This window comes from Arthrobacter sp. K41, assembly GCF_059089645.1.
Genome location: NZ_JBNHEW010000002.1, coordinates 622256 through 642714, shown reverse-complemented (window position 1 = coordinate 642714; position 20459 = coordinate 622256). Strand labels below are relative to the sequence as shown.

The 20459-nt window shown below is 63.1% G+C and carries 19 protein-coding genes, 2 tRNA genes, 2 pseudogenes and 1 riboswitch; of the genes and pseudogenes, 11 read left to right on the top strand and 12 right to left on the bottom strand.

What is annotated here, in order from left to right:
* Positions 1-27 precede the first annotated feature (27 nt).
* From AC5RTE_RS07370 to AC5RTE_RS07355, 4 genes and pseudogenes are all read left to right on the top strand, one after another.
* Positions 28-1446 carry a phosphomannomutase/phosphoglucomutase gene (locus AC5RTE_RS07370; protein WP_494040729.1) on the top strand — a complete coding sequence of 473 codons (1419 nt, stop codon included), beginning with the start codon at positions 28-30 and terminating at the stop codon, positions 1444-1446.
* A gap of 7 nt (positions 1447-1453) precedes the next feature.
* A complete protein-coding gene (locus AC5RTE_RS07365; RefSeq protein WP_494040728.1) occupies positions 1454-1954 on the top strand; it encodes a hypothetical protein in 501 nt (166 codons plus the stop codon).
* 13 nt (positions 1955-1967) lie between these two features.
* A pseudogene (locus tag AC5RTE_RS07360) lies at positions 1968-2431 on the top strand (RrF2 family transcriptional regulator).
* A gap of 150 nt (positions 2432-2581) precedes the next feature.
* Positions 2582-3741, top strand: a pseudogene (locus AC5RTE_RS07355) (globin domain-containing protein).
* Between the two features lie 145 nt (positions 3742-3886).
* On the opposite strand, the gene AC5RTE_RS07350 reads toward AC5RTE_RS07355, so the two are convergent.
* Positions 3887-5713 (bottom strand): phosphoenolpyruvate carboxykinase (GTP), encoded by a 1827-nt coding sequence (locus tag AC5RTE_RS07350; RefSeq protein WP_494040727.1) that lies wholly within the window; start codon positions 5711-5713, stop codon positions 3887-3889.
* Between the two features lie 277 nt (positions 5714-5990).
* On the opposite strand from AC5RTE_RS07350, the gene AC5RTE_RS07345 reads away from it, so the two are divergent.
* The 3 genes from AC5RTE_RS07345 to AC5RTE_RS07335 all read left to right on the top strand — a co-directional run bounded on the left by AC5RTE_RS07345 (position 5991) and on the right by AC5RTE_RS07335 (position 8300).
* Positions 5991-6064: transfer RNA gene (locus AC5RTE_RS07345), tRNA-Arg, on the top strand.
* 127 nt (positions 6065-6191) lie between these two features.
* Positions 6192-7646 carry a dihydrolipoyl dehydrogenase family protein gene (locus AC5RTE_RS07340; RefSeq protein WP_494040726.1) on the top strand — a complete coding sequence of 485 codons (1455 nt, stop codon included), beginning with the start codon at positions 6192-6194 and terminating at the stop codon, positions 7644-7646.
* Between the two features lie 129 nt (positions 7647-7775).
* Positions 7776-8300: a hypothetical protein gene (locus AC5RTE_RS07335; RefSeq protein ID WP_494040725.1), complete on the top strand. Its 525-nt coding sequence runs from the start codon at positions 7776-7778 to the stop codon at positions 8298-8300.
* Between the two features lie 6 nt (positions 8301-8306).
* Here AC5RTE_RS07335 and AC5RTE_RS07330 read toward each other — a convergent pair whose 3' ends face one another.
* Both AC5RTE_RS07330 and AC5RTE_RS07325 read right to left on the bottom strand, forming a co-directional pair.
* Positions 8307-8834, bottom strand: a complete 528-nt coding sequence (locus tag AC5RTE_RS07330; protein WP_494040724.1) for a SixA phosphatase family protein — start codon at positions 8832-8834, stop codon at positions 8307-8309.
* Positions 8835-8884: 50 nt separating this feature from the next.
* Positions 8885-9751 (bottom strand): winged helix-turn-helix domain-containing protein, encoded by an 867-nt coding sequence (locus tag AC5RTE_RS07325; protein ID WP_494040723.1) that lies wholly within the window; start codon positions 9749-9751, stop codon positions 8885-8887.
* Between the two features lie 796 nt (positions 9752-10547).
* A riboswitch (cyclic di-AMP (ydaO/yuaA leader) is annotated at positions 10548-10708 on the top strand.
* A gap of 5 nt (positions 10709-10713) precedes the next feature.
* On the opposite strand from AC5RTE_RS07325, the gene AC5RTE_RS07320 reads away from it, so the two are divergent.
* A complete protein-coding gene (locus AC5RTE_RS07320) occupies positions 10714-11442 on the top strand; it encodes an aggregation-promoting factor C-terminal-like domain-containing protein (protein ID WP_494040722.1) in 729 nt (242 codons plus the stop codon).
* 79 nt (positions 11443-11521) lie between these two features.
* Positions 11522-11965, top strand: coding sequence for a YdeI/OmpD-associated family protein (locus tag AC5RTE_RS07315; RefSeq protein WP_494040721.1), 444 nt, complete (start codon positions 11522-11524; stop codon positions 11963-11965).
* A 60-nt stretch (positions 11966-12025) separates the two neighbouring features.
* Here AC5RTE_RS07315 and AC5RTE_RS07310 read toward each other — a convergent pair whose 3' ends face one another.
* The 3 genes from AC5RTE_RS07310 to AC5RTE_RS07300 are packed head-to-tail and all read right to left on the bottom strand — an operon-like array spanning position 12026 to position 14018.
* Entirely contained in the window at positions 12026-12400 is a 375-nt protein-coding gene (locus tag AC5RTE_RS07310; RefSeq protein ID WP_494040720.1) for a glyoxalase superfamily protein, read from the bottom strand.
* 45 nt (positions 12401-12445) lie between these two features.
* Entirely contained in the window at positions 12446-13081 is a 636-nt protein-coding gene (upp, locus tag AC5RTE_RS07305) for a uracil phosphoribosyltransferase (protein WP_494040719.1), read from the bottom strand.
* 40 nt (positions 13082-13121) lie between these two features.
* Positions 13122-14018: a phosphatase PAP2 family protein gene (locus AC5RTE_RS07300; RefSeq protein WP_494040718.1), complete on the bottom strand. Its 897-nt coding sequence runs from the start codon at positions 14016-14018 to the stop codon at positions 13122-13124.
* Positions 14019-14078: 60 nt separating this feature from the next.
* Between AC5RTE_RS07300 and AC5RTE_RS07295 the strand changes: the two genes are divergently transcribed.
* Positions 14079-14585: a nucleoside deaminase gene (locus AC5RTE_RS07295; RefSeq protein ID WP_494040717.1), complete on the top strand. Its 507-nt coding sequence runs from the start codon at positions 14079-14081 to the stop codon at positions 14583-14585.
* Positions 14586-14610: 25 nt separating this feature from the next.
* Here the strand turns inward: AC5RTE_RS07295 and AC5RTE_RS07290 are convergent, their stop codons facing one another.
* From AC5RTE_RS07290 to AC5RTE_RS07275, 4 genes are all read right to left on the bottom strand, one after another.
* Complete coding sequence (locus AC5RTE_RS07290; protein ID WP_494040716.1) at positions 14611-15372, bottom strand: glycosyltransferase; 762 nt, start codon at positions 15370-15372, stop codon at positions 14611-14613.
* 107 nt (positions 15373-15479) lie between these two features.
* Entirely contained in the window at positions 15480-15677 is a 198-nt protein-coding gene (locus tag AC5RTE_RS07285; protein ID WP_494040715.1) for a hypothetical protein, read from the bottom strand.
* A 3-nt stretch (positions 15678-15680) separates the two neighbouring features.
* Entirely contained in the window at positions 15681-16076 is a 396-nt protein-coding gene (locus AC5RTE_RS07280; RefSeq protein WP_494040714.1) for a 6-pyruvoyl trahydropterin synthase family protein, read from the bottom strand.
* Between the two features lie 3 nt (positions 16077-16079).
* Complete coding sequence (locus AC5RTE_RS07275) at positions 16080-17111, bottom strand: zinc-dependent alcohol dehydrogenase (protein WP_494040713.1); 1032 nt, start codon at positions 17109-17111, stop codon at positions 16080-16082.
* A gap of 563 nt (positions 17112-17674) precedes the next feature.
* On the opposite strand from AC5RTE_RS07275, the gene AC5RTE_RS07270 reads away from it, so the two are divergent.
* Positions 17675-17764, top strand: a tRNA-Ser gene (locus AC5RTE_RS07270).
* 966 nt (positions 17765-18730) lie between these two features.
* Here AC5RTE_RS07270 and AC5RTE_RS07265 read toward each other — a convergent pair.
* Both AC5RTE_RS07265 and AC5RTE_RS07260 read right to left on the bottom strand, forming a co-directional pair.
* Positions 18731-19291 (bottom strand): DUF805 domain-containing protein, encoded by a 561-nt coding sequence (locus AC5RTE_RS07265; protein ID WP_494040712.1) that lies wholly within the window; start codon positions 19289-19291, stop codon positions 18731-18733.
* Positions 19292-19874: 583 nt separating this feature from the next.
* Positions 19875-20288: a hypothetical protein gene (locus AC5RTE_RS07260; protein WP_494040711.1), complete on the bottom strand. Its 414-nt coding sequence runs from the start codon at positions 20286-20288 to the stop codon at positions 19875-19877.
* Positions 20289-20459 lie beyond the last annotated feature (171 nt).

The following is a 20459-nucleotide window of genomic DNA, read 5'->3' as shown; positions in this document are numbered from 1 at the left end:
TTTCGCCGTCCACGTAAGATGTAGCCCGTGACTAGCGAACAGACAACGACTTTTGACCTTTCGGCATCCTTCAAGGCGTACGACGTACGCGGCATTGTGGGCGAATCAATAACTGCCGAAATCGTCGAGGCCGTGGGGGCCGCGTTCGTGGACGTCCTGCAGCTTCAGGGCCAGACCATCCTGGTGGGCGGCGACATGCGCCCTTCCTCCCCCGAGTTCAGCAAAGCCTTTGCAAGCGGCGCCACCGCACGCGGAGCCCACGTCGAGCTCCTGGACCTTATTTCCACCGACGAGCTGTACTTTGCCTGCGGTTACCTGAACCGCGCCGGCGCCACCTTCACCGCCAGCCACAACCCCGCCGGCTATAACGGCATCAAGATGTCCAAGGCCGGAGCGGTGCCCATCTCCTCCGAAACCGGCCTCAAGGACATCCAGGCCCTGGCCGAGCAGTACCTGAACACCGGTTCCGTCCCTGCCGCCGAAAACCGCGGCCGGATCAGCGTCCGGGACGTGCTCAAGGACTACTCCGAGTACCTCCGCAAGCTTGTGGACCTCTCCGGCTCCCGCCCCTTGAAGGTGGTAGTGGACGCGGGCAACGGCATGGCCGGCCTCACCACCCCGGCAGTCCTGGGCGATGCGCTGCTTCCCAAGCTGCCCCTGGACATCGTTCCCCTGTACTTCGAACTCGACGGTTCCTTCCCCAACCACCCGGCCAACCCGTTGGAGCCGGAAAACCTCCGCGACCTGCAGGCGGCCGTCCTTCAGCACGGCGCCGACATCGGCCTGGCTTTCGACGGCGACGCCGACCGCTGCTTCGTCATTGACGAGAAAGGCGAACCGGTTTCGCCGTCGGCCATCACCGGGATGGTGGCGCGCCGCGAAATCGCCCGCGCCAAAGCGCAGGGCGAAGCTACTCCCACCATCATCCACAACCTCCTCACCTCCCGTGCAGTTGCCGAACTGGTTGAGCACGACGGCGGCCGTGCGGTCCGCACGCGCGTGGGCCACTCCTTTATCAAGGCAGTCATGGCGGAGGAAGGAGCGGTGTTCGGCGGAGAGCACTCAGCACACTTCTACTTCCGTGACTTCTGGAACGCTGATACGGGCATGCTCGCTGCGATGCACGTCCTGGCCGCCCTGGGTGAGCAAAACGGACCGCTTTCGGAACTGGGCCGCGAATACGAGCCCTACGTATCCTCGGGCGAGATCAACTCCGAGGTTGAGGACAAGGCCGCGGCAGTCGAGCGCGTGCGCCTCGCTTTTGCTGATGAAGACCTCACCATCGACGGGATGGACGGCAGCACCTTCACGGCCAATGACGGCAGCTACTGGTTCAACCTGCGCCCCTCCAACACCGAGCCCTTCCTGCGGCTCAACGCAGAGGCCACCGACCGCTCCACCATGGAGCGGGTCCGGGACCGCGTCCTCTCGATCGTCCGGGCATAGTCCACCCATGGCCGAGGACACGGATTTGAACTCCGGATCGGGCGCTGGCGGGCAGTCCTCCTGGCGGGACTCCGTACCGGATAGCACGGCGACCGACCTTGAAAACCTTTTGGGGACGGGTATCAGTGCCGCGCAGGAACAGCTTCAACGCAACGGCGGCTTCCTGCCGTTCGCGCTGACAGTGCAGAACGACGGTGAGGTACGCCTGGTCGCCGTTTCCCCAGCGGACGCGGAGGAAGGTTCCGACGGCGACTTTGACGCTGATGCCATGATCAGCGACCTCACGGCACTGCTGCGCCAGAACCGGGATGATTTCCGGGCAGCGGCAGTGGTGTGCGACATCCTGTTGGTGGAGGAGGACTCGGACGCCATCCATGTAGCCACCGAGCACCGCGACGGCCCGGTGTTCGCGGCCGTACTGCCGTACTCCGCCGACGCCGCCACCCGGACCTGGGAGTTCGGCGAGCTCGCAGCCGATGCCAGCGAGCCCGCCATCTGGGTGGACTAGACCGGCTGACGCCATGAAGATCAACGCTTTTGCTGACGTGAGCCTGCGGGCCCTGATGGTTCTGGCGGCCGCGCCCGGTGGCACCCTGCTCACCACGCAGAACATCGCCGACACCGTGGGCACCCCCTACAACCATGTCAGCAAAGCGATGGCAAAACTGCGGAACATGGGACTGATCGAGGTGGAGCGCGGCCGGACTGGCGTTCCCGGCTGAGCCACGCAGGCCGGAATGCCACTGTCGGACAGATCCTGCGTCAATTGGATACCCGGTCCGACGCTGCAGAGTGCGTTGCACCCAGCGGGAACTGCCCGCTCATCAGCGAATGCAAGCTCCGGTCCGCCCTGTCCCGGGCGCGTGAGGCGTTTTACCGCGAGCTCGACGGCGTGGTGATTGCCGATCTTCCTGCCTCCCGGCAGATGGCTCCGGTCTTCGAAATGATCGGACTGCGGCCGGGGCTCCAAGCGCCACTCCGGTAGTGCCATCCCCTGCGTTACGGACCTCCGCAAAGCCTTCCAAACAGGATTTGGATCCAATTTCTACAACCTGTAGAAATTGGATATGAATACAAGCAATGCGGGTATTCCATCCGGCCGACGAAGGCCCCGGTCACTACCTCAGGAGTTCCTATGCTCTCGGACAAATCCCGCCCTGTCATCGAGGCCACACTGCCCCTCGTCGGGTCACGCATCAGCGAAATCACACCTAAGTTTTACCAACGGTTGTTCGCCGCGCACCCGGAACTCCTGGACGGGCTGTTCAGCCGCTCAAACCAGCGCTCAGGCAACCAGCAGCAGGCATTGGCGGGCAGCATTGCAGCCTTTGCCACCCACCTCGTCAACAACCCGGGCACCCTCCCCGAGACTGTCCTTTCACGGATCGCCCACCGGCACGCGTCCCTGGGCATCACCGAGCCCCAGAACCAGGTGGTCTACGAGCACCTGTTCGCCGCGATTGCCGAAGACCTGGCCGGGGTCATCACGCCCGACATAGCTGAAGCCTGGACCGAGGTCTACTGGCTCATGGCCGATGCCCTGATCAAACTCGAGAAGGGGCTGTACGCGGGCCAGGCCAACGACAGGATGTGGATGCCGTGGCGGATCAGTACGAAGACTCCCGCCGGGGCCGGCTCCATGACCTTTACTCTTGAGCCCGCCGACGACACCCCGTGACGCCGGCGCTCCCCGGCCAGTACATCAGCGTCAAAGTGGTCCTGCCGGAAGGCCTCCGCCAGGTTCGCCAGTACTCCCTGTCCGCCGAGGCCGGGACCACCCGCAGTTTCACCACCAAACTGGACGACGGCGGTGAGGTCTCCCCAGTCCTTCACAACACTGTTCAGGTGGGCGACGTTTTGGAAATCTCAAACCCTTACGGTGAAATCACCCTCAAGGACGGCGATGGTCCCGTGGTCCTGGCATCCGCGGGCATCGGCTGCACCCCCACCGCCTCCATCCTGCGGTCCCTGGCAGAGTCAGGGACCGTCCGGCAGGTGCTGGTGCTTCACGCAGAAAGCTCCCTGGACAGCTGGGCGCTGCGCAGCCAGATGACGGACGACGTCGAGCGCCTGGACCGGGCGGAGCTGCAGCTCTGGCTGGAGCGGCCGGAGGCATGGGCCAGGACAGGATTTATGTCGCTGCGCGAAGTGGACCTTCCGGCCGGGGCGTCCCTGTACCTCTGCGGCCCGCTGCCGTTCATGAAGAACATCCGCAGCGAGGCAATCAACGCCGGCATCCCGGCCACCCGGATCCACTACGAGGTCTTCGGCCCGGACATCTGGCTTGCAGGCTAAATCCCCGCCGCGTCCCTAGCTTCGCTCCGCAAGGGAACCTCCGGCGGCGGAGGCCCTGTCAAGGAACGACGGCGGCCCCGCACCTTTCGCTGGAAAGGTGCGGGGCCGCCGTCGTACTCCAGGACGCCGTTGTCCTGATGCGGGCTCAGCCCAGGCGGGCCTTCAGGCCTTCGAGCTCGGACTTGAGCGCATCCGGCAGGGAATCGCCGAAGTTGGCGAACCATTCCTCGATGGAGGCCAGCTCCGCAGCCCACTCGGCGGGGTCCACCCTCACGGCCTCCTCTACCTGCGCGGGCGTCATGTCGAGGCCCTCGAGGTCGATGGAATCACCGGTGGGCACGAACCCGATGGGGGTTTCGACGGCGTCGGCCTTGCCTTCAAGGCGCTCAATAGCCCACTTGAGGACGCGGGCATTGTCGCCGAAGCCGGGCCACGCGAAGCCGCCCTCCGAGTTCCGGCGGAACCAGTTCACCAGGAAGATCTTGGGCAGGCGCTCCGGGTTTGCCTTGGCGGAAAGGTTGACCCAGTGGTTCAGGTAGTCGCCGGCGTCGTAGCCAATGAACGGCAGCATGGCCATGGGATCGCGGCGGACCACGCCCACGGCACCGGCTGCGGCGGCGGTGGTCTCCGAGGACAGGGTGGAGCCCATGAAGATGCCGTTGGTCCAGTCGCGGGCTTCGGTGACCAGCGGAATGGTGGTCTTGCGGCGTCCGCCGAACAGGATGGCGGAAAGTTCCACGCCGTTGGGGCTGTGGTACTCCTCGGCCAGCATGTCAATCTGGTCGATCGGAGTGCAGAAACGCGAATTCGGGTGCGCCGCAGGCTTGTCCGAATCCGGAGTCCACGAGTTGCCTTGCCAGTCGGTCAGGTGCGCAGGCACCTCGTCCGTCATGCCCTCCCACCAGACTCCGCCGTCGTCGGTGAGCGCAACGTTCGTGAAGATGCTGTTGCCCTTGGCGATGGCACGCATGGCGTTGGGGTTGGTGCCCCAGCCCGTGCCGGGTGCCACGCCGAAGAGGCCCGCCTCGGGGTTGACGGCACGGAGTTCGCCTTCCTTGCCGAACCGCATCCAGGTGATGTCGTCACCCAGGGTCTCCACCTTCCACCCCTTGATGGTGGGATCGAGAAGGGCGAGGTTGGTCTTGCCGCAGGCGGAGGGGAAGGCCGCCGAAACGTAGTACGTCTTCTGCTCCGGGGAGGTCAGTTTGAGGATCAGCATGTGCTCGGCAAGCCAGCCCTCGTCGTGGGCCATGACCGAGGCGATGCGCAGGGCGTAGCACTTCTTGCCCAGCAGTGCGTTTCCGCCGTAACCGGAGCCGAAGGACCAGATGGAGCGCTCCTCGGGGAAGTGCACGATCCACTTGTCCGGGTTGCACGGCCACGGCACGTCAGCCTGGCCGGGCTCCAGCGGGGCGCCGAGGGAGTGGAGGGCCGGGACGTAGAAGGCGTTGGTCTCGGTGATGCGGTTCAGCACGTCGGTGCCGATGCGCGCCATGATGCGCATCGAGGCGACGACGTAGGCGCTGTCCGTGATCTCGACGCCGAACTTGGGGTCCTCAGCGTCGAGGTGGCCCATAACGAACGGGATGATGTACATGGTGCGCCCGCGCATGGAGCCGGCGAACAGGCCGCGCAGCTTCTCCTTCATCAGGTCCGGAGCCATCCAGTTGTTGGTGAAGCCGGCGTCGTGCTCCTTTTCGGAGCAGATGAAGGTCTGCTCTTCGACTCGGGCCACGTCAGCGGGGTCCGAGAAAGCGGCGAAGGAGTTGGGGAAAAGCTCCTGGTTCAACCGGGTCAGCGTTCCGGCCGCAACAAGTTCGTCGGTAAGACGGGTGTTTTCCTCTTCAGAGCCGTCTACCCAGTAGATGCGGTCCGGCTGCGTAAGCTCAGCAACCTCCTCGACCCATGCCAGCAGGCCGGCATGTGTGGTGGGTGCTTTCTCAAGCAGCGGCTTCTGCGCCAGATCGCCCATTTCGGTTCCCTTCCTCGGGTTCATCGGTGTGTGCTAAATGCTATGGTCCGGACCACTCGGGTTTTTGGGACGTATGCTGATCATCTGGCGCCCTCAAAATGTCTTTCCGCGGGAAATCAAGGAATTTTGAGCTCAAATCGTACAACAAAGTGACAAAGGTCACGTAGACCGGTCTAGTTGCGGATATTACACGGCAGTCGATTTGGCATCACGGCCAACCCTCGCGTAAAGTAATTCGAGGTTCAGGGAGAGCGGTTCTTCTCCTGGGACACGAGATGCGCCCATAGCTCAGCTGGATAGAGCGTCTGTCTACGGAACAGAAGGTCAGGGGTTCGAATCCCTTTGGGCGCACAGAAGAAGGTCCGCACCGGTTTACCGGTGCGGACCTTTTGCTTTCTGCTGAAGGGCCTCCTGCGGTCACGTCCTTCCCAATGCAGTCACGTCCTTCCCAGTGCAGTCGCGGGCGTAGGCTTTCCCCATGATGCCCGAGGCGATTTTGCGTGAATTTGATGTTGTAGTTATCGGCGCAGGCGCCGTGGGGGAAAACGTGGCTGACCGGGTGGTGCAGGGCGGCCTTACCGCCGTGCTGGTGGAAGCGGAACTGGTGGGCGGCGAATGCTCCTACTGGGCGTGCATGCCGTCAAAAGCCCTGCTCCGGCCCGGCACAGCCCTCCACGGAGCGCAGGCCTCCCCCGGAGCCAAGGAAGCAGTGACGCGGACCCTTAACGCCGCAGCCGTCTTGAAGCGCCGGGACTCCCTCACATCCAATTGGCAGGATGACGGACAGGTTAAGTGGGTAGAGGACACCGGCATCGAACTTCTGCGGGGCCATGCGTGGCTGACTGCGCCGGGGTCCGTTGAAGTGGCAGGGCTTGATGGCAACTCCTACCAGCTTCAGGCCCGCCATGCCGTGGTGCTTGCCACCGGCTCAGCACCCAACACTCCCCCTGTCGAGGGGCTCGAGGACGTGCAGGTGTGGGGCACCCGGGAGGCGACGTCAGCCAAGGAAGTGCCGCCACGGCTGGCGGTGCTGGGAGGCGGCGTGGCCGGCACCGAACTGGCCCAGGCCTATGCCCGGCTGGGCTCAAAAGTAACACTGGTGGCGCGCAGCGGCCTGCTCGGAAACTTCCCGCCGGAAGCAGCACGCCTGGTCGCGGCAGGACTGCGTGCAGACGGCGTCGAGATCCGGCTCAATACAGCTGCCGAAAGCATCAGCCAGAACGACGACGGGACGCTGAGGCTGCACCTCGGTAACGGTTCCAGCGTGACTGCCGAAAAAGTCCTCGTGGCCACAGGCCGGCATCCGGCCCTGGAGGGCCTGGGGCTGGAAAGCGTGGGGTTTGAACCGGATGAGTCAGGGCACCTGGTCCTCAAGACAGACAATTCCGGGCTGGTCAATGGAGCTCCCGGAGAGGAGCCCTGGCTCTATGCAGTGGGTGACGCCGCAGGAAAAAACCTTTATACCCACCAGGGCAAGTACGAGGCACGCGCCACAGGAGATGCCATCGCTGCGCGGGCGAAGGGTGAACTGAGCGGCACAGCGAGGGACTGGAGCCGCTTCGCACAGACTGCCAACGAGCATGCAGTACCCAGTGTCGTATTCACGGACCCGGAGCTGGCAGCCGTCGGTCGGACCCTGGAAACAGCACAACAGGAAGGCTACAACGCTTCCTCGGTGGAACTTCCCATCCAGGTGGCCGGCTCCTCACTGCACTCCGAAAATTACGAGGGGTGGGCACAGCTGGTGGTGGATGAGGACCGCAGGGTTCTCCTGGGCGCAACGTTCTGCGGACCGGACGTTGCGGAGCTCCTGCATGCGGCCACCATCGCCGTGGTGGGCGAAGTGCCATTGGAGCGCCTCTGGCATGCAGTGCCCTCTTACCCCACCATCAGTGAGGTATGGCTGCGGCTGCTGGAGAAGTACGGGCTGTAGGCGACGGCAGAGGTGCGAGCGTGCCGCTGGGCGGGCTGGCTGCACCGAGGGACCAAAGTGTTGCAGCCATTATGGTTGACTCGCGCGGCTACGAGTGGAAGTTGCCCCTCTTCGGGGATGATGGTGGTCATGCGTCACATGGGAAACAGCGGCAAGTTCGCGGTCATCGCCGGCATCGTGGCTGCCGGGCTGCTGATCCTGACGGGCATGACCCTGGCGGAGCCGGTGTTCATCGCTTTCCTTGGCGTCCTGAGCCTCGCCTGCGTCGCCTGCATTGCGGAAGTGCTCCGCCGCCGCCGCATCTTTATGCTCGTCGTCGCTGGTTTCTCCACCAGCCTCGCCATAGCGGGATCGCTTGCCTTCCTGAGCACCTGGGAAGCGGCCTTCGCCGGCCAGACCTCACTGTTCGGCACCCCACTGCCCACCTCAGACCCGGATAACTACTTCTTCCTGGCCGCGCTCTCGCTGCTGACAGCCCTGGCGGCACTGTTCGCGGGGGCCGTATGGCCGGGGCGGCGAGGCAGAGTGCAACACCCGGGCGCAGCCCGGGCCAGCGGCGCGCGAACCGCTTCCCGCGACAGGAACGCCGGCGGGCCGGCAGCACGGCAAACACGGCCTTTCCAGCCCCAGCGCCGTCCCGCGCCCAGGAAGTAGCCTGGCTCAGTGTGACCGCGGCACCTTGAACCTGGTGATCCGTGCGTCCTGCCCGTCCAGCTCCGCCCAGGACTTTTCAGTTTCGAGGACGGTAAGCGCGTTGGTGGGATACCTCGTGGCGGCGTCCATGTAGGCGTCGTGGTCAGAATCACGGGAGGCGAGGTGCATCGCAAGATCCTGCACGCCGGGCAGGTGCGCGATCAGCATAAGCGTGGTCACGGTATCCGGAACATGGTTGACCACCGTCAGCATACGGAGGGCCGAGGCGGCGTAAAGCCCGTCTTCGAGTTTGGGCGTGGGCGCCTTGTCACCCAGTTCGGAGCACACCCAGGTGCAGGTCTGGCGGGTCCGCAGGGCGCTGGAGCACAAGATGAAGTCGGGCACGATGTTGTGCTTAAGCAACCAACGCCCGGCAAGCGGCGCCTCCCGGTGGCCCCGCTCCTCCAGGGGACGGTCGTGATCCGCCACACCGCCGGGCCAGTCCGCCTTGGCGTGCCGCATGATCACAAGGCGTCGAAGATGGTGCTGGCTCATGGCTTAAGCTTAATGCCCGCCCCGGCAGGGGCGGCCAACGCTCTGAGGGGCTAGATCGAGTATTCCGGAGCGGCCCAGACGATAACCTCGGGGTGCTCGTAGAACCGGTAGCCCTGGCCGCGCACCGTGCGAACGGTGTTGGCGAGGCGGCCAAGCTTCGAGCGGAGGCGGCGGATGTGGACGTCGATGGTGCGCTCGTTAGGGACTTCTTCGGCGTTCCGCCACAGGCCTTCAAGCAGTTCGTCACGGCCCACGGTGCGGGTTCCGTTTTCCACAAGGTAGTTGAGGAGCTCAAACTCCTTGAACGTCAGGTTCAGGGATTCACCATCAAGGTGTACTTCGCGGCGGGCCAGGTCGATGAGGACGCCTGAGGGGCGCGGTTCCTGGGGCTGCTGGGGCCGCGGGGTTTCCGTGCGCTGCCGGGTGTTAACCGTGGGGTCACCGAACGTGGAGCGGACGACGTCGAGCGCTGACCCGGGGGTGCCGGCCGGGGCTACGGCAACAGCGGCGTAGCTTTCGGCTCCGGTTACCAGGGACTGGGCGTAGGCGCGGATTTCCTGGGCAAGCTTGGCGATGGAGGTGCCGGCGGCGGCCGCAGTTTCCTCATCAATTCCCATGTACAGAACGAATCCGCGGGCAACGTTCTCATTGGCTACCGGGCGGACCGGGGCGGGGCCGGCCACTACGGGAGTGGGAGCCGTCACCGGCGCGGAGTCAGCCGGCGGAACGGCGCGGAGTTGGCCGTAGGAGTTGGGATTGAAGCCCTGGGGGCCATAGCCCGCGCCGGGAAAGCTGCTTCCCGAAGTTGCGGGAGCGAGCGACGTGCGCGGTCCGAAACCGGGGCGGAGGCCGGAAGGCTGGCCACCTTTGGCGGCGTTACGGACAGAAATGTGGACGTATCCGGATGCAACTGACATGGATTGCTTACCTCAATGTGAATGGCCGTCATCGCGGCTCGAATGCTGGGTTCCCCGCATGGACTGCGGGGAGGGACGCCCGACGCTGGGCTGGGGGCGTATGCCTACTAACTTCGAGGGGTGGGAAGATCAGGCGTACATTCGACAACAGCGCATGTCGGCAGCAGCGGATGTGCTGGGCCAATGTTCTGCGGCTGCAGGTGCTGTTGAGTTCTTGTTCACAATGGAAGTGTGCAGCGTAACAATGCTAACTTGCAAGTAACAATGGACCGCTTCGTCCGGATAGTGAGACAAAAGCGCTTAACGTGTCGCAGATCACGATTCTGGCTGATGGTCAGATTGCTGATCAATATCCCGTTTGACGCTCCTCCTGAAGGTGCCAGCGCAACTTAATTCGGCGAACAGTGCGCACAAGTTCGCTTTCTTCATGCGTCTTCAAATTGCCGGAATCGCCTTCCTTTCGTCGCTCACTGTCCAGTAGCGGCCACTAGTAGCCCCGGGAAATCGGCCGAAGCACGTGACGAATCTGGGCGGCCTGGCCCGCTTTCACCTCAAGCGGCGGCAGCGCAGCCTGCCATCCCTGACTCCTCAACCGACACCGTGGCTCGGGGTAACAGGGGCATAACGCACGAAGTCAGCTCAATAGCGAAAACGCCATTTCTCCGGTTGCTGCTTCGACAAGGCGACGCGCCGTCGTCGTGATCTCTGTTACCAAGTTGTGACTTACGGTCTGGTTCCTGTACCGTCGATAGGGTGCGGTTCGGGCGTTCGGGCCGCATATCCGGATGACGCCAAGCTCTGCCACTTCCCGGATTCCTCTTGAACATAGGCAGAGGCGGGGGACCCACCGTCCCGGGCACTGATTGCCCTTGGGGTTAAGCCAGCACGTGAACTTTCCGTAAGGCCGGATGCCCTCATCCGAACCCGACAGCTAACTCCGCAGGTGTGAGAGGCGATTCATCATGTTCAAATTCCTGGCACAGCCACGTCCGAAAATTGAGTCTGCACCGCAGGCCGGGCCTGAAACTGGCAAAATCCCTTCGTTCGGCAAGCGCGCGGCAGTGATTGCCGCGTCATGCGCACTCCTTATTGGAGTTGGAGCTGCAGGACAAGCTACCGAAACCAGCATCCGCGCAGCTGCCACCGAAACACAGGCGGTTGAGGCGCAGTCCAACCTCAGCATCGAAAAGAGCGAGATCACGGCGAATCCCGCGCCGGAGTCGGCAGCCCCGGCCCTGCCGGAAATCAACGTTGTACCGCAGGCGGCCGAGCCTGCACCGGCACCCGAACCTGCACCGGCACCGGCTCCCGAGCCGGCACCGGCACCCGCTCCCGAGCCCGCACCGGCGGCCGCCCCCGAGCCTGCCCCCGTCGTCGCGGTCAATGATCCCGCCGGCGCCCAGGCCTATGCGGCCGGCCAGCTTGGCAACTACGGCTGGGCTCCTGACCAGATGCAGTGCCTGGTTACTCTGTGGATCAAGGAATCGGACTGGACCACCACGGCCACCAACCCGAGCAGCGGCGCCTACGGCATTGTCCAGTCCCTGCCGGCCGAAAAGATGGCCAGCGCAGGCGCGGACTACCTCACCAACTACCGCACACAGATCAACTGGGGCCTGAACTACATTCAGGAGCGCTACCAGTCCCCGTGCGGCGCGTTGAACTTCCACTTGTCCAACAACTGGTACTAAACGCCCGGGATATCAAGAACCTGTCAGCCGTGCGGCCCGCACCTTCTGAAGGTGCGGGCCGCGCGGCATACTGTCATTCATGAGGTTTACCACCACGATCCAGGGCAGCGGAAACAAGACCGGCATCGAGGTTCCCGGGGATGTTGTTTCGGAGCTCGGGGCCGGCAAGCGGGCGCCTGTGGTGGTCACCATCAACGGCAAGAGCTACCGCAGCAGCATTGCCGTGATGGGCGGGCAAATCCTGGTCTCACTGAGTGCGGCCAACAGGGAGTTTGTTGGCGTTGCCGCAGGAGACACTGTGGAGGTGGACCTGGAACTCGACACCCAGCCCCGGGTAGTGGAGATGCCCGAGGACCTTGCGTCCGCACTGGCTGCCGAGCCCGCCGCCCAGGAGTTCTATGCCACCCTGAACTACAGTGCCCAGCGCCGGTACGTTGATCCGTTGGGTGAAGCCAAGACCCCCGAAACCCGGCAGCGACGCATCGCCAAGGCAGTGGCGGACCTCAAAGCCGGCAAAAAATAACGTCCGCCGCTTTTGTGTCCTCTGCCATTTCCTGCCCGCGTGCCTGCGCCCCCGTGAAGGTTAGGCGTCGCGGCCGGGGATGTACTGCACCGCCCACCTGTTGCCGTCCGGGTCGGCGAAGTACACAAAGTGGCCCCAGTCCTGCACGTCCACGTCGCTGACGTCCACTCCGTTGCCCTTCAGGTGTTGGTGGGCGGATTGCATGTCGTTCACCACGAGCTGGAGGTTGGAGCCGGTGCCCGGAGGGGCGTCCGTGAGCCCGTCACCAATGCAGATTGAGCACGCAGAGCCCGGCGGTGTCAGCTGGACAAAGCGGATGGAGTCAGTTGGCCGTTCGTCGAAGTCGGCATTGAACCCCACCTTGTTAACGTAGAAATCCTTCGCGCGGTCTACGTCTGATACAGGGACATACACAAGTTCCAGTTTCCAGTCCATCCGCACAGGCTAGCGGCGGCACAAGGAATGGAAAAGGCTTGAGGACTACCCTGCAATGCCGTAGAGGCGGTCCCCCGCGTCCCCGAGCCCGGGCACGATGTACGACTTCTCGTTGAGCTTTTCGTCGATGGAGGCAAGGACGATCGTCACGTTTGCGTCCGCGAGTTCCTCCTCGAGCTTGGCCAGGCCTTCCGGAGCGGCCAGGAGGCAGATGCATGTCACATCCGATGCTCCGCGCTTGAAGAGGAACTTGATGGCTTCGCGCAAGGTTCCGCCGGTGGCGAGCATCGGATCCAGGACGAAGATCTGCCGGTCAGTGAGGTCCTCGGGGAGTCGCTCGGCGTAGGTGATGATGTCCAGGGTTTCTTCGTCACGTGCCATGCCCAGGAAGCCGACCTCTGCGGTGGGAACGAGTTTGGTCATGCCCTCCAGCATCCCCAGCCCGGCGCGCAGGATGGGGACCACCAACGGGGTGGGTTTGGTGAACGCGGTGCCCACAGTGGTGCTGACCGGTGTTTCGATGGTGACGGGCTCGGTGCGGACCTCGCGCGTGGCCTCGTATGCAAGGAGTGTCACAAGCTCCTCCGTCAACTGCCGGAAGACCGGGGACGGCGTGTTCTTGTCCCGCAGGACGGTGAGCTTGTGGGCGACCAGCGGGTGGTCAACAACGAGAGTGCGCATGGGTCAAAACTATCACCCGGCTGCTGGTGCCCCTCGGCTCTCAGCCTCCCGCGCCCGTCCGCGAGGAGCCGTCGCTCCCCCGCAAGGAGCCGCCGTCGCTCCTGCGCAAGGTGCCGCCGTCGTTTCCTTGCGGGGCGGTGCCGTTATTCCTTCCGGAGGTGCCCGCGTTGCTGGGGAGCGGGTCCTCGCTGTGCTCCTCGCGAAGAACCGGATGCTCAAAATCCGGGGCGGGGCCGGCGTGCTCGCGCTTCCGCACGAGGTGGAACAGCCGATGGGCGAGGATCACCATGCAGACCCAGGCGAGCCCCAGGAACCATCCCGCCATGACGTCGGTCATCCAGTGGTGCCCCAGGAAAACCCTGCTCAGGCCCATGGCGATGATGAAGAGAACCCCGGCAGTGATGGCGGTTATCCGGGCCCAGAGGGCCTGGAACTGAAGGCACATAATGTACACCAAAACGCCAATAACCACAGTGGTATTCAATGTGTGGCCGCTGGGAAACGACGGGGACGATTCGAAGGGCGGCACGGCCTCGGAATGATCCGGCCGGGTCCTGCCGACAAGACGCTTACCCATGGTGGTGGCCGTGGTGGAAACAAGGGCGGCACCGCCCACCAGGACGATGGGACGCCAGGTCCGGCTCAGGAAGGTCAACCAGGCCGTGAGAATGGTCGCGACGATCGGCATGCCAATGCCGCCGCCCACATTGGTGAAGGCTGTAGCGAAGGCGTTGACGTCGGGGTTCCGCAGGGATTGGGAATACTCCAGCGCCGGAATATCGAGGCCCGCCAACCCTTCCTCGTCCACCACATCCGAGTAGACCTCGGCTCCCAGCAGGGCCATGGCGAGCACCAGCGCGCCACCGACGATCATGGTTAACCAGAGGGCGGCGTAAGGCTTGATCCACTTGTCCACGCGTTTCCGGACTCTGCTCACGTTGCCTCCCGGCGGCGTACCTGACGGGTTCTGGGTATCCTTCGAAACTATCATTGAGCCATGGTCTCCGGGGAAAAGAATCACGACGTGTGGATGGGCCTTGCCCTGGCGGAGGCGCGCCGTGCCCTTGCCACAGAAGACGTGCCGATCGGGGCCGTAGTACTAGGGCCCGACGGCGCAGTGCTGGGTTCCGGACGGAACCAGCGGGAGGAGCTGGGAGACCCTACCGCCCACGCCGAAGTAGTTGCCATCCGGGAGGCTGCGGCGCGGCTGCGCGAGCTTTCAAAGGCTGACGGCGTGAGCGGAGACGGATGGCGGTTGTCCGATTGCACGCTGGTGGTGACGCTGGAGCCGTGCGCCATGTGCGCCGGTGCCATTGTCCTGGCGCGGATACCCAGGGTGGTTTTTGGGGCGTGGGACCAGAAAGCCGGAGCCGCGGGCTCGGTGTTCGACGTTTTGCGGGAGCGTCGGCTGAATCACTGGGTTGAGGTTTACGCAGGGGTCCGTGAGGACGAGTGCGGCGGGTTGTTGCGGAACTTCTTCGCGGGGCACCGCACCCGTTTATAGCTGCTGCCGAGTACATGCGGCACTGCTACCTTTCACCCCCGAAGCATGTCCAGCACTTGCGCGGCTGTCTGTCCCAGCCGGGTAAACGGCCCCTCGTCTCCACCGCTGCGGAGCGCCAGGTGCTCCTGGTTTCGCTGTCCAGCAGCCAGCGCCGCAGGACCCCGGCCAGCACGTCCGGGTTTTCCGGATCGCCGTTTTGTGGGAACTGCACGGCCGTACCGGGGAAGCGGATGCTTTCGCCGTCGACCGGGGCGGCAAAGGTGAGGGCTTCCACAGCACCTGTTCCCGCGCGTATCACTACGGGAATCCCGTGCGGCAGCGATTCCGTGACCACCATACCGAAGGCCTCAGCCTCGGAAACCAGGACGCTCAGGTCTGCCCTGTTCCATTCCTCTTCCAACGCCTGGCCCCGCAGCTCACCTGCTACGCGCACCCGCCGCTCGAGCCCGTGCGCTGCGACCGCGGCCCGCACGAGGCCTGCGTACTCCGGGTCGGCCTGATCCGATCCAACAAGCGCTGCAGTCCACGGGAGGTCCTTGATGCGCGCCAGAGCTTCAATGGTCAGCAGCTGCTCCTCATTAGGCAGGAGCGCGGCCACGGTGACAATGTGCGGCGGGACCGATCCCTCCGAGCGGGGCGCGGAACCGGTCCCGGGAAGTGCGATGCGCAGTCCCTGTGAGCCATGGCGTGCTGCAAGGACGTCGGCTGCCCAGCTGCTGGTACACACAATGCCCGAAGCCGCCCGCAACGACCGTGCCTCCAGCTCGTGGTGCGCAGGTGCCGGCATGTGCACCAGCACCCAGGTCTCGCGCCGGGCGTTGGCGGCAAACTCCAGCTCCTCCGGGGGCCCATTGCGATCAGTCCGTCCAGAATCGTCACGACTGATGGTTGGTCCTACGGCGCCCAGGCGCTGAGTAAAGGGCCCAGCCGCCGTCGTTCTTCCGGGGTGGACTCCGGCCAGGAACCCTCCACAGGCAGCACCTCCACCTCCGCGCCCAGCCTTCGCAGCCCCTCAACGTGCCGGGCGTTATAGACATTGCCACCGGAGTTGTGGCGGATGTTGGCTGGTACGAGGAGCCGGATGGGGCGCACGGGCTAAGCGTTCAGTTCCATCGAACAGGTTGCCCAGGCGTCCGGGTTCTCCCGGAGCGTGACGTCGACGCCGGCGAGTTGGCGGCCGTCGTCGTCCTCCTTCAGCTTGCCCGCAACTGACTGGGCGATGTACTCAGCCAGCGCTTCGGTGGTGCTGAGCCTGCCTTCAAAGTCCGGGTGCTCGTCCAGGTTGCGGTAATTCAGGCCGGACAGCACCTCCTCGATGATGGTTCCCGCGGCACCGATGTCCAGCACGATGGCGTCATTGTTGAGCGTCCGACGGCGGAAGGTCACCTCAGCGACAAACGTTGCCCCGTGCATGGCCTGGGCGGGGCCGAAGGCCTCCCGGGGAAGACTGTGGGCGATCATAAAGTGGCGGCGTACGGTCAGGCTGAACATGGGCTACCTCTGGTCTTCGCGGGTTGGGTCCTGGAGATTTCGCTCTTGGGGGTATTCGATGACGTGGCACAGCGCATCCAAGGTCCCTTGGGCGAGGCCCCGCACTACATCCGGCAAATCGGAAAACGTTGAAGAGCCGGTAATGAAGGCATCGAACACTGGATCTGCGAGGAGTGAGACGGCCAGGTCAAGGCGGTCCGCGTTGGTCCTGCGGTGGCGCCGGGCCCGTGCCACAACTCCCACCTGGCTCGCCCGGATGGACAGCCGGCGTGCGTGGAAGTCCTCGCCCAGAGGCAGCGTGACCTCCCGGTTGGCGTACCACGACATCTCAATGACGTCGCCCTCATCACCCGCCAGCTGGAGGCTGCGTTCGAGGCCCTCCTGGGAGGCGGAGCAGTGGAACACTATGTCGCAGTCCGTGAGTGCGTCATCCGGGTGGATGAATTCGACTCCCAGAGTGTCTGCCAACTGTCGCCGGTTGGGGTCCAGGTCAACGAGCTGCAGCCGCTGCAGCGGGAAGGTCCTCAACAAGGTGGCGACCATCCCGCCTACCAGGCCCGCACCCACCACGGCTACCCGGTCCCCCAGCCGCGGACCTGCCTCCCAGAGGGCATTGATAGCCGTTTCCACCGTTCCGGTGAGGACAGCGCGCCGGGAAGGAACGCTGTCCGGAATTTTAGTCAGGGCATCCAGCTCCACTACATACAGGTCCTGGTGCGGATTCAGGCAGAACACGCGCTGGCCCAACCACTCAGCCGGCCCCTCTTCTACGACGCCTACGGACAGGTAGCCGAACTTCACAGGACCTGGGAACTCGCCTTCCTGATGCGGCGCCCGCATTTCCTCGGCCACCCGGGGCGGAACCGAGCCGTGGTGAACCACCATCTCAGTGCCCTTGCTGATACCCGAGTAGAGGGCGCGGACCAGCACTTGGCCGGGACCCGGCTGCGGCAGCTCCTCGGAACGGAGTTCGCCGTGCTCCCTTGCTGTGGTCCAGTAGGCGGTTGCATGTAAGGGCGTCCGTGAATTAGTCATCGTGCTGATGAATCTAGCGGCCCGGGTGCTCGGGCGAAAGTTTGCGGCTTAGTTGGGGGCTGTGGCGCCGTGGATCACTTTCACTCAGCCCAGACACTTGCGAAAGGTCACCGGGCACGTTGAGGTTCGCGGCCCCGGCTGTCTCCGGCCAGTGTGGCTCCCAGTCCTGGTGTTCGCTTTTGTAGTGCCGCTGCTGGGTGATACCCAGCCGCGCGGTGGGCAACGCCACATCAGCAACCCGCTCCAACGGATCATTTTCCAACCCACCAACGGAGACTGGTTTACCCGCAAGGCTCCCGCCACCCAACGCAGCCATCAAAGCCCGGACAGCAGCCCTAAGCGACTCCTCCGCCTGCCCCACTGCCGGGTTCATGTCCATACCTCCATCATCACGAGAGGGTACGACAAAACAGGGCCCCATAGCCGGTCCGCTCCAGAGAACTATCCGAGCACCCAATTGGGACCCGGGCAACGGGCAAACCTGACGGCATCTGCATGGCAAAACCCGCTCAGGCACTTCCGTTTTGGGGATGAGCGCCTCGCTCCGGTACCCTATTGAGGTTGGTGACGTGTCCGAGCGGCCGAAGGTGCAACACTCGAAATGTTGTTTGGTGTAAAAGCCAACGTGGGTTCAAATCCCACCGTCACCGCCACGTAGCGAGGCCCCTACTTCCCTTTTTTTACAAGGGAAGCAGGGGCCTTTGCTTTGCCTGGACCCGACTCATTGGCAAAGAATTGGCAAACCTCATCTACGGTGCGCCCTGCCTGCCGACGATTTTCGCGTCGGCCTGATGAGTACTTGAACCGGATCATCATGGGCTAGGTCATACCCCGTCGAATACAGGTGCACCTCTCCCGACGGCACTGTCGAGTTGACCTTCGATAGCTCGAAATACGGCAGGATGAAGGATGCTGCGCTCCACATCGACGACCAGGATGTGCCTCTCCAATGCATCAACGGCGGCTTCTGGACCGACGGGAAGATGTTCTGCATGCCGAATTCAGCCACTCCAAAGCCGACCGGTAGCTAGGGTGAAGCGGTGACTGTGCAGATCGAAAATCTACTGGCTTCGTTGAATGAGGAACTCCGGCTTGCCAAGGAGCAGCGCTCCACCGGCGCGTCTGACCTGTCACTTCAGTCCGTGGTCAGCTTGCTTCAGCGAGGTGACACGCTGGCAGCCTCGGGCCAGTGGGCAAACGCCAAAGAGGTTTTTGATGCTGCGGCACGACAGGTATCGGACTCCTGGTCCTTCAGCTCAAGACTGGGTGTCGAAGTTCTGGAATTTATACGAGCAGCCGCGGGTGGAGCTTTAACCAGGGCTGCAGGTCAAGGGCCGCCGCGGCCGGGCCATCGACCAGATTTAAGCCCACCGCATGCTCCTGCTGCGCGGCGGCGATAACCTCGGCTGCCGGGCATCCCTCCGGCTGCAAGAGGTGTTCACCGCGGACGACCCTACCGGCGCCCTTGGTGAAATCGACACCCCACCCGACGGGGACACCGCCGGCCGACCCCAACAATCGTCTCCGCAGTTCATGCCGGGAACCGCGGACAGCTTGTGAACTGCCAGAAGGTTGCATCGAACGAGGTCGATGCAACCTTCAGGATGTGCTGCTGCGTGTCATTGAGGATCGAAGCGCTGTCCTTCGGCCTTGGACGGCATCAACGCCAGAATGAAAACAACCAGACCGCCAACAAAGGGAACAAGCCCAATGAACGCAAACGGCCCTGCCAGGTTTGCATCATGCAGGCGCCGCCAGAGCAGCGACAGCTGAGGCACCAGGAGCGCCAAACCCAGAACAACGACGAGAATGAGACCAACCACCATCAGACCGCCAGTAGGCGCGTTCACAACCCCAGGAGCGCCCTCATAGAACACTTCCTGCCCCGTGGCCGGATCGAAACCCATTGACTGCACAATAGGGTTCTGCTGGGCCCAGACAGTGCTGGCCACGATCCCCACCGTCATGGCGACGTACGGCACCAACATCACCAGGAAAACAAAAAGCTGACTCCACCAGAACTCACTCCGCGAGGCGCGACCCGCGAACTTCGCATACTTTGCAAAGAACCGCTTTACCGACGGACCAAACGAGGCGCCGTAAAGCGGCGCACCCAGCCCAACTGAATTTGAAACCTCCGAAGGGCCTCCACCTACACCATCAACAACCTTCATATCCATATAACTTCATTCCTTCCCACGAACCACTTCTTGAAAATAACAAGTACAAGGATGCTCCGGATCAAAATCTTAAATTTCCCAGCAACCGCAATGAACTGGCATCCAAAGGCTAAACATCAGGTGAGACTCTGAACGAATCGCCTCTCGATATGCGAATGCCTTTTGCCTTTCTTGCGTCTTGGCAAATCCGGCGTTTTTCCGCCACGCAGTAAGAAACAATATTCCCGATACGCCTATCACTCAGGAAGATGGCCGCCAGCACGGAGAATCCCCTCGGCAAAAATCCACGCACCAATGACGCTCAAACTCACGAATCTAGACAGAGGATTTGAGCGGGACGCGCCCGGACTTGGTCCTGGGATTCTTTTTAGGGCGTCGGACTGTCCTCGTTATGCCAAGAATCGACACGAGGACAGGCAGTATGGCAATCTGCATTGGAAATGCCACGGCCCGAGCATCAACCCACAGCGAGCGCGCACCGGGAAAACCTCAGCCCCATCAAGATCCCGCACCACGTGCATTTTGACTATGGTGTCCTACCGGCTTCCACTACCACTGCGAAGTCCGTCAAACACGCGGAGTATCAACCTACTAAGCGATAGTCCTGCACTGAAGGAATACCGTGCCTGATGTCTTTGGTCACCACTCGTGAGAACCAACCAATGTCGAACTCGTATTCAGTACCGGCTTTAAAGGACGCAGCAACCTGGTCTTGGTTATCGAAAGTCACTCCCGGAGACACGTAGATACTCCCGCAGTTTGACGTCTCAACCAGAACCCCCGCAGTCGATGCCGAACCCCGGGAACCGCCAGAACTCGTGTCCGGTTTCGCCGTCATTATCTCGCAACGTATGCTCTCAACACCAATCGAGTCCCACACCGGAAGCAACAAAACGAAAGCGCCATAACCCAGAATTCCGAATCCGAGTAAGCTCCAATACCACTTCAACGTCGGTCTCTTGGCGATCTTTCCCGAGCCGTCATTCGAAATCGTCATTCCATCTCCCATTCAGATCACCACCCACTCGCCCTGAGGCCGCTGGTTGGCCCAGTTGCGCCGTTGGCGAAGCCCTGAACCGCACCGTTTACCAAATCCTCGCGCTTTGCATTGCCCGGCTGCAATTCTGTGTTAATGGCGCCAACAGCTGCCCCACCCAATCGATTTGTC